General features: G+C 61.2%; 9 protein-coding genes and 2 rRNA genes. 7 read left to right on the plus strand and 4 right to left on the minus strand.

Features of this window, described 5'->3' with window-relative positions; translation table 11 throughout:
* Positions 1-190 precede the first annotated feature (190 nt).
* The 4 genes from BMON_RS02460 (at position 191) to BMON_RS10320 (ending at position 5114) form a co-directional block, all read left to right on the plus strand.
* Positions 191-3250 (plus strand): 23S ribosomal RNA (locus BMON_RS02460).
* Positions 3251-3427: 177 nt separating this feature from the next.
* A 5S ribosomal RNA gene (gene rrf / locus BMON_RS02465) occupies positions 3428-3544 on the plus strand.
* A 372-nt stretch (positions 3545-3916) separates the two neighbouring features.
* Positions 3917-4855, plus strand: coding sequence for an aldo/keto reductase (locus BMON_RS02470; protein ID WP_033513091.1), 939 nt, complete (start codon positions 3917-3919; stop codon positions 4853-4855).
* Positions 4856-4907: 52 nt separating this feature from the next.
* Positions 4908-5114 carry a hypothetical protein gene (locus BMON_RS10320; protein ID WP_081882807.1) on the plus strand — a complete coding sequence of 69 codons (207 nt, stop codon included), beginning with the start codon at positions 4908-4910 and terminating at the stop codon, positions 5112-5114.
* Between the two features lie 83 nt (positions 5115-5197).
* Here BMON_RS10320 and BMON_RS02480 read toward each other — a convergent pair whose 3' ends face one another.
* Both BMON_RS02480 and BMON_RS02485 read right to left on the minus strand, forming a co-directional pair.
* The gene (locus tag BMON_RS02480) at positions 5198-5986 is read right to left on the minus strand and encodes a nitroreductase family protein (RefSeq protein WP_033513089.1); all 789 of its coding nucleotides are present in this window, start codon (positions 5984-5986) and stop codon (positions 5198-5200) included.
* 137 nt (positions 5987-6123) lie between these two features.
* On the minus strand, positions 6124-6546 hold the full coding sequence (locus tag BMON_RS02485) for a DUF4235 domain-containing protein (RefSeq protein ID WP_051917803.1): 423 nt from the start codon (positions 6544-6546) through the stop codon (positions 6124-6126).
* Between the two features lie 173 nt (positions 6547-6719).
* On the opposite strand from BMON_RS02485, the gene BMON_RS02490 reads away from it, so the two are divergent.
* Entirely contained in the window at positions 6720-7418 is a 699-nt protein-coding gene (locus BMON_RS02490; protein ID WP_033513088.1) for a histidine phosphatase family protein, read from the plus strand.
* A gap of 204 nt (positions 7419-7622) precedes the next feature.
* Positions 7623-8945, plus strand: coding sequence for an ABC transporter substrate-binding protein (locus tag BMON_RS02495; protein ID WP_033513087.1), 1323 nt, complete (start codon positions 7623-7625; stop codon positions 8943-8945).
* A gap of 175 nt (positions 8946-9120) precedes the next feature.
* On the opposite strand, the gene BMON_RS02500 is transcribed toward BMON_RS02495, so the two are convergent.
* Positions 9121-9756, minus strand: a complete 636-nt coding sequence (locus BMON_RS02500) for a YesL family protein (protein ID WP_033513086.1) — start codon at positions 9754-9756, stop codon at positions 9121-9123.
* 255 nt (positions 9757-10011) lie between these two features.
* Between BMON_RS02500 and BMON_RS02505 the strand changes: the two genes are divergently transcribed.
* Positions 10012-11787, plus strand: coding sequence for a glycoside hydrolase family 13 protein (locus tag BMON_RS02505; protein WP_033513084.1), 1776 nt, complete (start codon positions 10012-10014; stop codon positions 11785-11787).
* A gap of 39 nt (positions 11788-11826) precedes the next feature.
* Here the strand turns inward: BMON_RS02505 and BMON_RS02510 are convergent, their stop codons facing one another.
* Positions 11827-12846: a LacI family DNA-binding transcriptional regulator gene (locus BMON_RS02510; RefSeq protein WP_033513082.1), complete on the minus strand. Its 1020-nt coding sequence runs from the start codon at positions 12844-12846 to the stop codon at positions 11827-11829.
* Between the last annotated feature and the right edge of the window lie 159 nt (positions 12847-13005).

A 13005-nucleotide genomic window follows, 5' to 3' on the forward strand; every position in this document is an offset into this window, starting at 1 on the left:
GTGGTGGTTGAGAACTGGATAGTGGACGCGAGCAGGAAGACGTGAAGTCTTCTTGCTTTATATATGACAATTTCAGACCGACTCTTGTATTTGGAGTCGATCGATCGTTTTGTGATCATTATAGTGTGATGATTTGTTGTCTGGGAATAAGCTAGGATTATGGATCTTGCGGCATGGATACCCCATGGGTATGCGTTGCTTGCAAGGGCGTATGGTGGATGCCTTGGCAGACAGTACCGAAGAAGGACGTATGAGGCTGCGATAAGTCTCGGTGAGCCGCCAACAGGGCTTTGATCCGAGGATTTCCGAATGGGGCAACCCGCCGGCCGTCATGGGCCGGCACCGCATTCGTGCGGGGGGTACGCAGGGAAGTGAAACATCTCAGTACCTGCAGGAAAAGATATTCCGTGAGTAGTGGCGAGCGAAAGCGGAACAGGCTAAACCGGCCGCGTGTGATAGCCGTCAGGCGTTGCGCGTCCGGTGTCGTGGGAAAACGTGTCCGGCCTCTGACGGGGTCGGCGGAAGTCATAAAGCAGCGTGCGAGGCGAACCGGATTGAATGCCGGGCCGTAGAGGGTGATGGCCCCGTAGCCGTAATCGCGCTGCCTTCCGATCGTTTCTCCCAAGTAGCACGGGACTCGAGAAATCCCGTGTGAATCCGCCCAGACCGTTGGGTAAGCCTAAATATACCTGTCTGACCGATAGCGAACGAGTACCGTGAGGGAAAGGTGAAAAGTACCCCGGGAGGGGAGTGAAATAGTTTCTGAAACCATGCGCTTACGAACCGTCGGAGCCCTTCGGGGTGACGGCGTGCCTATCGAAAAATGAGTCTGCGAGTCAGTGGCATGTGGCGAGGCTAACCCGAGTGGGGGAGCCGTAGCGAAAGCGAGTCTTAAAAGGCGTTTAGTCGCGTGTCCTGGACCCGAAGCGGGATGATCTAGCCCTGAGCAGGTTGAAGCGTGGGTAAGACCGCGTGGAGGACCGAACCCACTTAGGTTGAAAACTGAGGGGATGACTTGGGGTTAGGGGTGAAAGGCCAATCAAATTCCGTGATAGCTGGTTCTCTCCGAAATGCATTTAGGTGCAGCGTCGCGTCATTGCCTCCAGGGGGTAGAGCTACTGGATGCTTGAGGGTCCGTATAGGATACCGACAGCAACCAAACTCCGAATACCTGTGAGGTTTACCGCGGCAGTGAGTCGGCGGGGGATAAGCTCCGTCGTCAAAAGGGAAACAGCCCAGATCGTCGTCTAAGGTCCCTAAGCGTGTGCTAAGTGGGAAAGGATGTGGAGTCGCATAGACAGCCAGGAGGTTGGCTCAGAAGCAGCCATCCTTGAAAGAGTGCGTAACAGCTCACTGGTCTAGTGGTTCCGCGCCGACAATGTAGCGGGGCTCAAGCACACCACCGAAGACGCGGCAGTGTCCTTATGGACACTGGGTAGGAGAGCGTTCCATCCGGGGCGAAGCGGCGGCGTAAGCCTGCCGTGGACCGTTTGGAAGCGAGAATGCAGACATGAGTAGCGAAAGACGGGTTACAATCCCGTCCGCTGGATGACTAAGGGTTCCGGGGCCACGTTCAACGTCCCCGGGTTAGTCGGGTCCTAAGGCGAGGCCGACAGGCGTAGTCGAATGGATGAGGGAGTTGATATTCTCCCACCGATTGGCAACCGACAGATCCGAGGCTCGGAGTACTAACCTCCGGTCCGGTTGATGGCGTCCTTCGGGATGCCGGATTCCGGCCCGTTGGGACCGATCCGGGTAGTAGGACAGCACAGGAGTGACGCAGAGGGGTAGCCGGCCGCGGAGGTGGTTTTCCGTGGTCAAGCACGCAGCCCGTCCCGTAGGCAAATCCGCGGGGCATGAGGGTGAGGTGTGACGATGGGGGCCGTATGGCCCGAATCCGGTGATCCCAGCTGCCAAGAAAAGCTTCGGTGCGAGGGTGTCAGTCGCCCGTACCCCAAACCGACACAGGTGGTCAGGTAGAGAATACCAAAGCGATCGAGCGAATCCTGGTCAAGGAACTCGGCAAATCACTCCCGTGCCTTCGGCATAAGGGAGACCCGTTGCGGTGGACCCCTTCACGGGGCGAGCTGCGGCGGGTGGCAGAAACCAGGGGGTAGCGACTGTTTACCAAAAACACAGGTGCATGCGAAGACGAAAGTCGCTGTATATGCACTGACGCCTGCCCGGTGCCGGAAGGTTAAGAGGATCCGTCAGCTTCGGCGAAGCGGTGAATTCAAGCCCCGGTAAACGGCGGTGGTAACTATAACCATCCTAAGGTAGCGAAATTCCTTGTCGGGTAAGTTCCGACCTGCACGAATGGCGTAACGACTTCCCCACTGTCTCGACCAGGAGCTCGGCGAAATTGCAGTACGAGTAAAGATGCTCGTTAAGCGCAGAAGGACGAAAAGACCCCGGGACCTTTACTATACCTTGGTATTGTCGTTAGGTGTGGACTGTGTAGCATAGGCGGGAGACTTCGAAGCAGCGGCGCCAGCCGTTGTGGAGTCATCAAGTGAAATACCGCTCTGTCCATATTTGACGTCTAACCTCGACACGTGATCCGTGTCAGGGACATTGCCTGGCGGGTAGTTTAACTGGGGCGGTTGCCTCCTAAAGAGTAACGGAGGCGCTCAAAGGTTCCCTCAGCCCGGTTGGCAATCGGGTGTTGAGTGTAATTGCACAAGGGAGCTTGACTGTGAGACTGACGGGTCGAGCAGGGACGAAAGTCGGAAATAGTGATCCGGTGCCGGCATACGGATGCGGCATCGCTCAACGGATAAAAGGTACCCCGGGGATAACAGGCTGATCATTCCCAAGAGTCCATATCGACGGGATGGTTTGGCACCTCGATGTCGGCTCGTCGCATCCTGGGGCTGTAGCAGGTCCCAAGGGTTCGGCCGTTCGCCGATTAAAGCGGCACGCGAGCTGGGTTCAGAACGTCGTGAGACAGTTTGGTCTCTATCCTCTGCGCTCGTTGGAATATTGAGGAGACCTGCCCATAGTACGAGAGGACCTGGGTGGACGAACCTCTGGTTTGCCGGTTGTCACGCCAGTGGCACGGCCGGTTGGCTACGTTCGGAAGGGATAACCGCTGAAAGCATCTAAGCGGGAAGCCTGCTCCGAGATCAGTATTCCGTGGGACCTTCGAGTCCCTGTAGACCCCATGCAGAACACATGGTTGATAGGCCGGACGTGGAAGCCCCGTGAGGGGTGGAGCTGACCGGTACTAATGGTCGAAAGGCAATCATACAATCCCTTTCTTCGGGAGGGGGTCCGTAATGGTTCATAATGGTTGGTTTCCAGGCGATGATAGCGCTTGGTGGTCACTCAACGATTCAAAGTCATATATGCGCGCGTCCACTCTCCGGTCCCCGAACCACCACCTTCCGGTCCGACGGTTGGTTGGTCGGCCCGATAATTCAAGATTTGCGGCGGTCAGAGCCTGGGGGAGACGCCCGGTCCCATTCCGAACCCGGAAGCTAAGACCCAGCACGGCGATGGTACTGCACTCGACAGGGTGTGGGAGAGTAGCGCGCCGCCGCATTACACGTTGGATGGATCCCGGCGGGCTTGGATGCCCGTCGGGATCCATTCGTATATCCGGGGGTATGCCGCATGGCATCGCCATCCGCACGCGGCGCACGGACCGTTGCACGGCGGGCCTGCCATGAACACACCACAAACCACCACACCACCCATAAAACGTCGGATTCAATGGGGAATACGTATGTGGTTCCGTCCCACAACACCGTTATTATCCCCGTTCCCCAGGGTGCCTAGGCGAACGCCGGCGACGAACACCGCGTGGATATACCCGGTCAGTGGCTAAGCTGGTGCCTGCAACCATACTGCAATCATGCCGCGCGGACGGCCACGAGCCGTATACCGCGTCAGGCGTGGCCAATAAGGAGGATCCTTGGAATACAACGAACTCGGCTCCAGCGGAGTCATCGCGCCGAATGTGGCGCTTGGTGTGATGCGCATCAACACGAAGAGCGCACGAGAGGCGGCCGCCATCGTCGGCACCGCCGTCGACCATGGCATCACCTTCTTCGATACGGCCGACTGCTATGCCGCCGGCGACAGCTCGGAACGTCTCGGCCAGGCCCTCAAGGACGGTGACATCGCCCGCGACCGCGTGCTGTTGCAGACGAAGGTCGGCATCTACCAGCATCCCGGCACCGGCACCATCACCCGCTACGATTTTTCGAGCAAACACATTCTCGAGGCCGTGGATGGTGAGCTGCGCCGTCTGCAGACGGACCATGTCGATTTCCTATTGCTGCACCGCCCGGACACCTTGGTGGATCTGCCCGACCTCGCCAGCGCCTTCGATGAGTTGGAACGCGACGGCAAGGTTCTGCATTTCGGTGTCAGCAATGTGAACCCCATGCAGGTGGATCTCCTGCAGAGCGCTCTGTCCCAGAAACTCGAGATCAACCAGTTGCAGTTCGGCCTGGGGCACACGGGTATGCTGGACCAGGAATTCCACGTGAATATGAACAGCGCGCCGAGCATCGACCACGATGGTGGGTTGCTTGCTTATTCGCGGTTGCATCATATGACCATCCAGGCGTGGAGCCCGTTCCAATTCGGGTTCTTTGACGGTGTCTTCCTCGACAACCCGAAGTTCCCTGAGCTCAATGCGGCGCTGGATGCCGTCGCCCAGCATTATGGCGTCTCCAAGAGCGCCGTCGCCGTGGCATGGATCCTGCGTCATCCGGCGCACATGCAGGTGTTGCTCGGTTCCATGACGCCCAGCCGCATCGCCGATATGGCAGCGGGAACCGATGTGCACATCACCGCACAGGAATGGTATGACCTGTACGTTGCCGCGGGCAACGATCTGCCCTGATATCGTGGCGCACTTCTTTGTCCCCCGACGATGTGCGGCCGCCGATAAGATCATGTATCACGACAAGGCGAAAGCCCTCGAGGCCGCCGAGGACAGTCTTGTCGAGCGTGGGGTCACCTTGTGGGTGTATCGATGCCGCTTCTGCGGCACCTGGCACCTGACCCACCGGGACCCCAACTCCCCGATGACCAATGGCCCTCATACGGGCTCACGAAGGCCGCATTCGCGCAAACGTGGATTCAAACCGCGTCGCCGGTAACATCCATCCACGTGCCGCGTGGTGGCCGGATACACGCCGGCGAACGGTACGTCCGCACCCGCCGTGTATCCGACCGCGCAAGGTCAACGGCTGAGGTCGAAGCCCTGCCGAGCGGCGATGGGGGCCACCGGCCGGATCAGGGGGCCTTCATCCGTGGAGGCCTTGGCGATCTGGTCGCTGAATGGGCCGACCGGGCGGTCGGCGTGACGCAGGTCGTAGTAGTGATGCAACGTCGCGTCGAACTCGCCCACAGACTCCAGGATCGTGGCGTCGTCGCCGGGGTACGCGTTGTCGAAGAACTGCATGCGTCGTGGCATACGAGGCTTGAGCGCCGGTGATTCGGCGGGTTTGCCGATGGCCAGTGCGAGAACCGGATAGGTCAGTTCCGGCAGATGCAGGAGATCGATGAGCCGATTGGCGTCGTTGAGTACGGATCCGAGGATCACACATCCCAAGCCGAGCGCATTGGCCGCGGTTTCCATGCTCTGCAGGGCCAGCGTCGCATCGTTCTGTCCCTGGATGTACCGGTAGCTCACGTTGAGCGTTGGAGAGTCGGCAGCGGCAGTGGTGCCGCCGTCGGCCGCATGACGCGCTATCGCGAGATTGCGGTGTTCGTCGACCACGAAGACATACAGCAACGGCGCCTGGGCGATGTAGTCCTGGTTGCCGATATCCGCCAGAGCCCGCTTCAGGCCGTCATCGGTGATGCGGATAGCGGACCAGTCGTTGAGGAACTGGCTGGATGCGGCCTGCTGGGCCGCGCGTTCGAGCAGGTCGACGATATCGGGATCGATCGGTTCGGGGGCGAAGTGTCGGATGGATCGTCGGTTGAGCAGGGTGTGGATGACCGTATTGGTGCTGTGTTCGTTCATAGTGTCGGTCTACAACGCTTCGCGCGCATCCGCGCGACGCGTTCACGCTCGGCGGATGCGGACGCCATGGCGTATGGCGACCGCCGAGCGCTGAGCCTGCGCGCCCGGTGACGGCAGTGCGAGGAGTGCCGGCGGCCTCAGCGCTGCTTTGCTTCGCGGCGATGTTGCAGCCGCGACACCAGATGCTGTGATCCGCGATCCGAGAGCTGCGAAATCACGGCGCCGAACGCCGACGAGACCGCCGCGAACAGCAGGCTCATCATGAGGCCCTGACGGCGTGAGTCCTCTTCGGTTTCCTTGTTCACGCCTCCATGACGGGCGACGCCGGCATTCCATATAGTTTCGAAGATCTTGCCCGCCACCAATCCGGCGATCGCGGGCAACGCCATTCTGATGATCTTGTCGCCCACGGTATCGGGGTCGTCGATACGTTCCTGTTGCATAGCCGTCACCTTGTCGTTGAACGTCTCCAGCCTATGGACCAGTGCGTCGGCGCTCGCCGACCAATCGCCGCCGGCGTCGAAGCCATCGTCTTGGGTGTCCATCGTCTGCTTATTCATAGGCCCATACTAATTCAACGTGTGGTTCGCCGTTTGATGTGCGCTGCGCGTGAAGGGGCTGCGGGACATATGCACCGCCACGGGTGATCGGCCTGAGCATTGCCGCCCGTGTCCCGATGACACCGCCGGTGCCGTGCCGTGGTCGTACCGGGAGACGTATTACAGTGGTGGGTATGGCTACATTCAGCACATCGGGCAATGATGCCCAGCATCCCGGATACCTGGTCCTGCTGCGTCACGGGCAGACCGCGTGGAGCGTGTCCGGCCAGCATACGGGTCGCACGGATATCCCTCTGACCGCTGTCGGGCAAGGGCAGGCGGTTGCGGCGGGCGCACGCATACGTCGGGAGTTCCCCGAGGGGTTCGCCGAGGGGCGTGTGTTCTCCAGTCCGCTGCGGCGTGCACGGCAGACCGCGCAGTACGCCGGATTCGCCGGGGCGGCGACATGTCCTGGTATCGCGGAGTGGGATTACGGTCGGGCGGAGGGCCGGACCCGAACGCAGATCAGTGAGGCTTGGCAGGGGGATTGGGATTTGTGGCGTGACGGCACCCAGGTGCTTGGGCACGAATATGAGGGAGAGCATGATGAGCTGCTCCCCTCCGGTGAGACCGTGCGGGTGCGCAACACCGCCGGCGAGGCGCTCGACGAGGTGGCGGCGCGCGCCCGGGGCGTCGTGGAGGACGTGCTGCCCGTCATCGAGGGGGGAGAGAGCGTGCTGCTTGTCGCCCACGCCCACATCCTGCGCATCCTCACGACGCAGTGGCTTGGCGTCGACCCGCATGTGGCCAAGCTCCTGCGGCTCGATACGGCCCATTTCAGCGTGCTGAGCCTGTACAAAGGCGATAGGGTCATCGATCACTGGAACGTGTGATCGCCGGTACGGAGCCGAGGATATTGCAACCGGTTGCATCGCCTGTGGCCCTAATTGTCGTGGGCCGATGGGTAAGGCCTAGTATTGCCATCGTTTGCAGCTTGGGCCGTTACGGGGCATAATAGAAGATGTAGTTAGATTATTCTTCCGAAGACGTCGGTGTTGACAGATGGCGTCGTCGGGTGAGAAAGGGAAGGTTCATCGATGAATCACGTATGTAAATCGGCCATCGCTTTGGTAGCCGTGGCCGCCATGTCGTTGGGTGTTGCAGCCTGTGGGGGTGCGAGCTCGAATAGCGGCAAAGGTAGTGTGTACTATCTGAATTTCAAACCTGAAGCCGCCGATCAGTGGAAGGGTCTCGCCAAGGCGTACACCAAGGAGACCGGAGTCCCGGTCAATGTGCAGACAGCGGCGTCGGGAACCTATGAGCAGCAGCTGAAGAGCGAGATGGCGAAAACGGCGGCTCCCACGCTGTTCCAGGTGAACGGCCCCGTTGGTTACGCCAATTGGAAGACCTACACCGCCGACATGAAGTCGACGGATGTCTACAAGGAATTGCAGAACCCCGACATCGCGCTCAAGGACGGGGGCAAGGTCGTCGGTGTGCCTTACGCCATGGAGACGTATGGCCTGATCTACAATCGGGATATTCTCAACAAGTACGTCGCGTTGCCCGGAGCCAAGGTGAAGGCGATCAAGGACATCGATTCCTTCCCCGCGCTCAAGGCCGTCGCCGATGACATGCAGGCGCGCAAGGACGAACTGGGCATCAAGGGCGCGTTCACGTCGGCGGGCTTCGATGCCAGTTCGGATTGGCGGTTCAAGACCCATCTGGCGAATCTGCCGTTGTATTACGAGCTGCGGGAGAACAAGATCACGACCCAGCCCGCGACGATCAAGGGCACGTATCTGCCGGAATTCAAGAACATCTTCGATCTGTATCTTCGCGACTCCACCACCCCGCCCAGCCAGTTGAGCTCAAAGACGGCCGATGATGCGAATTCGGAGTTCGCTCTCGGACAGGCGGCGTTCTACCAGAACGGCACCTGGGCCTGGACGGATCTGCAGAAGGCCGGCATGAAGGCGGATCAGATCAGCATGATGCCGATCTACATCGGCGGGCCCGATGAGAAGAACGGCGGTCTGGCCACCGGTTCGGAGAACTACTGGTGCATCAACGCCAAGGCTTCCGAGAAGGATCAGAAGGCCACCGCCGATTTCCTCAAGTGGGTGATCACCTCGGATACGGGTAAGAACGCACTGAGCAAGGAGATGGGCTTCACCGCGCCATTCAAGACGTTCTCGTCCGTCAAGAACGACAATCCCCTGGTGGAGGCCGCGGTAGAGGATCAGAAGTCCGGGAAGATTCCGGTGTCGTGGAACTTCACCATGATGCCCTCTGAGCAGTGGAAGAACAACCTGGGCAACGCCATGCTGGAGTATGCGCAGGGCACCGGCAAGTGGGATGCAGTGAAGAATGCCTATGTCGATGGCTGGGCAAAGGAATATGCGGCCACGCACGAGTGATGCTCGTCGGAGCGGCCTTGCTGTGCTGATGGTGCGGTGAGGCTGTTCGTGTGGCGGTAGAACAGTGTATTCGGGTGTGGGTGTGTGCGGGATCGATCTGTGTGGTCGCCGTACGCACCCACACCCGTTTCATTGTCGGTCGGTGTCGGGACGCACCGCTCGGGCGTGGTGCAGTCTAGCGACGGCCTTCGGGTGAGGTCGGTGAATGACCTGTTGTGGTGTATTCAGCCAGCGCTCGCTCCAGGAGGGGGACGTGCAGCATCAGCAGCGAGCCGTATCCCAGTATGACGAGAAGAAACAGTCCTTGCGGCATGTAGAGCCATGAGCAGACGAGCAGAGCGGCGAATGCCACGTCGATGATGAGGAGCATGAGTGTGGTGCCGGCGTGCGATATGCCGAAAACGAAGGCATTGATGAGTGTACGGCCGACAGGATTCGAAAACCGGGCCTGCAGTGCCCATGCCCACTCGAAGCCGATGGCCCAGAGGATGCTGACGGTGAATTGGGCGATCAGCAGGGGCAGAATGCGCCACGTTGCCCATGTGTAGGCGATCGCGACGAGGGTGGGGCCAAAACACAGCCATATCGTCGTGGACTGAAGGAAGTTGTTCCTGAAGGACCGCATATAGGTCTTGGTTAGGTGTCCCTCGCCCCGTAGTGTCCTTCGGGCCGTGTCGTGACCGGCGGCCAACGTCGCGCCGATGGTGATGATCGGAATGCTGGTGAGCAACATGAGGACGTTGAGCCATATACCGTCAACGAGACCGTTCAGGCCTCGCATGAATCCGGAATCCGGTGACAGCATCTGCATGGCGCTCCTGACGATACGGCCGATGGTGGGACGTCGACCATTCTAGCTCGATTCCGGGTGGCGGCTGGCGGCATGCGCCGGCATAGGGGCTCCTGATGCCGTGACTGGCGGCGGTATCCGACTCACGTGGTGGGCCCCGACGCGGCGACACAGCAAGTGAGCTCCTCTGGTGATATCGTTGTCATCGTTCTGGTCGCCCGCCGTGAAACGTTGATGCGGTGTCCGGGGTGGCAACGTCATCATGGAGAGGAAGTCATGACCGCAAACAACGAACGGGCCGATTGGTGGAAACAAGCGGTCGTTTATCAGGTGTATCCGCGCAGTTTCAAGGATGCGAACGGCGACGGGCTCGGCGACATCGCGGGCATCACGTCCAAGATCGGGTATCTGAAGGACCTGGGCGTCGACGCCCTGTGGCTTTCCCCGTTCTACCCATCGGAGTTGGCCGACGGTGGATACGATGTCATCGATTATCGCAATGTGGATCCGCGACTCGGCACCATGGACGATTTCGACGCCATGGTGGATGCCGCGCATGGCGCCGGCATGAAGGTCATGGTCGACATCGTGCCGAATCACACCTCCGACCGGCATGCCATGTTCCAGGAGGCGTTGCGCGCGGGGCGCGGTTCCGCCGCCCGTGATCGCTACATCTTCCGTGAGGGGCGCGGCGAGCATGGCGAGCTTCCGCCGAACGACTGGCTCTCCCTCTTCGGCGGCTCGGCATGGGAGCGTGTCGATGACGGCCAGTGGTATTTGCACATCTTCGCCGTGCAGCAGCCCGATCTCAACTGGCGCAACCCCGAGGTGCACGAGGAATTCAACGCCACCTTCCGTTTCTGGAGCGACCACGGCACGGACGGGTTCCGCATCGACGTGGCTCACGGCCTGGCGAAGGACTTCCATGGTGCCTCCCTTGAGGAGCTCGGCAGGCGCTACCCGGTGCATCAGGTCATGAACCATGACGGCATGCATCCGCTGTGGGACCGTGACGAAGTCCATGAGATCTACCATGAGTGGCGCAAGGTCTTCAACGAGTACCAGCCTCCCCGTTTCGCCGTCGGCGAGGCCTGGGTGGTGCCCGAGCATCAGTATCGTTACGCCTCCCAGGACGAACTGGGCCAGGTGTTCAACTTCGAATTCGCCAAGGCCGACTGGACCGCCGACGCCTTCCGCACCGCCATCGAGGAAGGCCTCGAATCGGCGCAGGAGACGCACGGGTCGACCACCACCTGGGTGATGAACAATCACGACGTGCCGCGCAGCGCTTCACGCTACGGGCTGCCGCAGGTGGCGGCGGCGAACTATCATCAGCTCGCCAAGGACTGGATCCTGCGCGACGGCACCACGTACACGGAGGACCGTGATCTCGGTGAGCGCAGGGCGCGGGCGGCCATCCTCATGGAGGCCGGTCTGCCCGGGTCGATGTACGTCTATCAGGGCGAGGAGCTCGGCCTGTTCGAGGTGCCGGACATCCCCTGGAACCGGCTCGAGGATCCGACCGCACGCTTCACGCGTGGCGGCTTCACCGAGAAGGGCCGTGACGGTTGCCGTGTGCCGTTGCCGTGGGATGCGGCCGATGCCCCGGAGCCCGCGGACTGGAATGCGCATTTCGGTCATGGGGCGTCCTTCGGATTCTCTCCCGCTCGTCGCACGGGGGACGGGGCTCCCGCGGCTGAGCCGCATCTGCCCCAACCGCTGTGGTATGGCCGGTATGCCGTGAACGTCGAGGATCGCGATCCTGATTCGATGCTCGGCCTGTACCGTACCGTCCTTGGCCTGCGTGCCTCGTTGTTCGGGTCGGCGGATGATGCGGTGTGCCGGATGGTCGAGGCCGGGCCCGATGTCATCGCCTATACCCGTACCGTGGCTGACGATGCGAAGAACCCTGGATCTCGGTTGGTGAGTATGACGAACTTCGGCGGCACGCCGGTCGAAGTCCCCGGGGGTGAGGTGGTGCTGTCGTCCGTGCCGTTGCAGGATGGGCGCCTTCCTCAGGATGCGACGGCCTGGGTGCTCGTCAGGCAGTGAGCGGGGCGGGGGGAATGCAGACGGTCGGCCGTGCGTTCCTCACCGACCGGTGTGCGGCACGGCCGTGGTCTCGCGCAGCATGAGCCGCACGGGTTGCGTGGCGAACCGCGGTTCGTGCGGCGTGCCATTGATGGCGGCGAGCGTTCGTACGGCCGCGGCGCGGCCGAGCGCGTAGGGATCCTGGCCAAGTGTGGTCAGACCCACCGCCTTGGCCAGCGGGACATCGTCGAAACCGATGACGGAGAGGTCGCGTGGGATGTCCCGCCCGTATTGCCGCAGTCGGAAGAGCACGGGGAGTGCGATGCCATCGCTTTGCAAACACAGCGCGGTGGGTGCGGGGGCGGTGGCATCGAGGTATCCCAGAACGGCGTTGACGGCGTCGGCGTCGGTGTCGATCGCGATCTGTTCCGGTCGCATCCCCTCATGCGTCGCGCAGGCCTGCATGAAGCCCTGGAGACGCGTCTCGGCGCTGAACCTCATGCCGGTGCTGTCGTCGGCCTTCGTGTAGACGTAGGCGATTCTCCGGTGTCCGATTGCGGCAAGATGGTCGACGGCCATGCGCATGGCGCGTCTGTCGTCGATGCTGACCGCGGCGTCGAAACCCACGTTCGACGGCACGTTGAGGCCGATGATCGGCACGTTGACGGCCTTGAGGCGCACCGCTTCGCGTGAGTCGATGTCGAAGGAGTTGACGACGACCGCATCCGCGTTGCGCAGGACCGGCATCTGGTCGAAGAACTCGCGGCGTTTCTCGACATTGGCCATCGTGAAGATCGATGTGTCGTAGCCGGCGTCATGTAATACCGAATCGAGTCCGGCGAAGGCGTTGGCGTTGAACCATGTCGAAGCCGCACTGCCGCTCAGGAGGGCGATGCGCATGGTCTGGCCGGATTTGAGCGAAGCGGCTGATCTCGAAGCGTGGTAGTCCAGCGCCCGGGCGGCGGCCAGGACCGTATCGCGTGTTTCGGGAAGCACCAGATTCGGTTTGGACAAGGTCCGCGACACAGTGGACACGGACACTCCCGAGCGCAGGGCGACGTCCTTGATGCTTGCCTTCATGGCACCTCCTGAACACAACGGCCATACGCCGGAAGCCCCACGCTTCACGGCCACGACAACGCTATCATGCCCACGCATCGCGGCGGCATGTGCCGTGTGGGGCACGTGAAATCGTCCAGCCCGGGACCGGGTTGTGGGCCGGGGCGGGGCGGAGGGGCG

The organism is Bifidobacterium mongoliense DSM 21395, assembly GCF_000741285.1.
GTDB classification, from domain to species: Bacteria; Actinomycetota; Actinomycetes; order Actinomycetales; family Bifidobacteriaceae; genus Bifidobacterium; species Bifidobacterium mongoliense.

Excerpts from the sequence above, each read along its gene's own strand:
- BMON_RS02495 (WP_033513087.1), top strand. The coding sequence starts at position 7,623 with ATGAATCACGTATGTAAATCGGCCATCGCTTTGGTAGCCGTGGCCGCC.
- BMON_RS02490 (WP_033513088.1), top strand. The coding sequence starts at position 6,720 with ATGGCTACATTCAGCACATCGGGCAATGATGCCCAGCATCCCGGATAC.
- BMON_RS02510 (WP_033513082.1), bottom strand. The coding sequence starts at position 12,846 with ATGAAGGCAAGCATCAAGGACGTCGCCCTGCGCTCGGGAGTGTCCGTG.
- BMON_RS02505 (WP_033513084.1), top strand. The coding sequence starts at position 10,012 with ATGACCGCAAACAACGAACGGGCCGATTGGTGGAAACAAGCGGTCGTT.
- BMON_RS02480 (WP_033513089.1), bottom strand. The coding sequence starts at position 5,986 with ATGAACGAACACAGCACCAATACGGTCATCCACACCCTGCTCAACCGA.
- BMON_RS10320 (WP_081882807.1), top strand. The coding sequence starts at position 4,908 with ATGTATCACGACAAGGCGAAAGCCCTCGAGGCCGCCGAGGACAGTCTT.
- BMON_RS02485 (WP_051917803.1), bottom strand. The coding sequence starts at position 6,546 with ATGAATAAGCAGACGATGGACACCCAAGACGATGGCTTCGACGCCGGC.
- BMON_RS02500 (WP_033513086.1), bottom strand. The coding sequence starts at position 9,756 with ATGCAGATGCTGTCACCGGATTCCGGATTCATGCGAGGCCTGAACGGT.